Source organism: Dysgonomonas sp. 25, assembly GCF_010501075.1.
GTDB lineage: Bacteria > Bacteroidota > Bacteroidia > Bacteroidales > Dysgonomonadaceae > Dysgonomonas.
Genome location: NZ_QVMN01000029.1, coordinates 1 through 463, shown reverse-complemented (window position 1 = coordinate 463; position 463 = coordinate 1). Strand labels below are relative to the sequence as shown.

General features: G+C 58.1%; 1 protein-coding gene. It reads right to left on the bottom strand.

Features of this window, described 5'->3' with window-relative positions:
* On the bottom strand, positions 1-463 hold a 463-nt coding region (locus tag D0T66_RS16085), incomplete at both ends, for a DUF1071 domain-containing protein (RefSeq protein WP_163358321.1).

Here is a 463-nt window from a genome sequence, read left to right as displayed (position 1 = left end):
CGTGTTCGACAGCGCGACGTGCGTCAGCGTCTTTTCGACCGGCTTCTGCGCTGCTTCGGGTGCTGGTGCCGGCGTTTCGGTCTTCTTGCTGCGACCGGCGGTCTTGCGCGGCTGCGCAGCCGGTGTCGGCGCTGCGGTAGCTTCCTGCGCTGGCGTGTCGATGTCGATTGTTTCCGGCAGGTCTTCGCCTGCGTAGATGTACAGACCAAGACCGAACATCGCAAGATTCTTCGTCAGACAGCGCATGATAGTCTTGTTTATATCGAACATCGTCGCAGCTTCGACGGTCTTTTCAATCCACTTCTTCTGATAGCGGTCGTAGACGCTGTACGTGTACGTTTCAAGCTTCATCGCCTTGTTCGCGCCGTCCATGACGGGAAGCCACATTTCGTGCGTCAGTCCGTTCACGGTGACGCTGGTGTAGACGATGATGCCGGTTGAACTGTCGACCAGGTACGGCAGG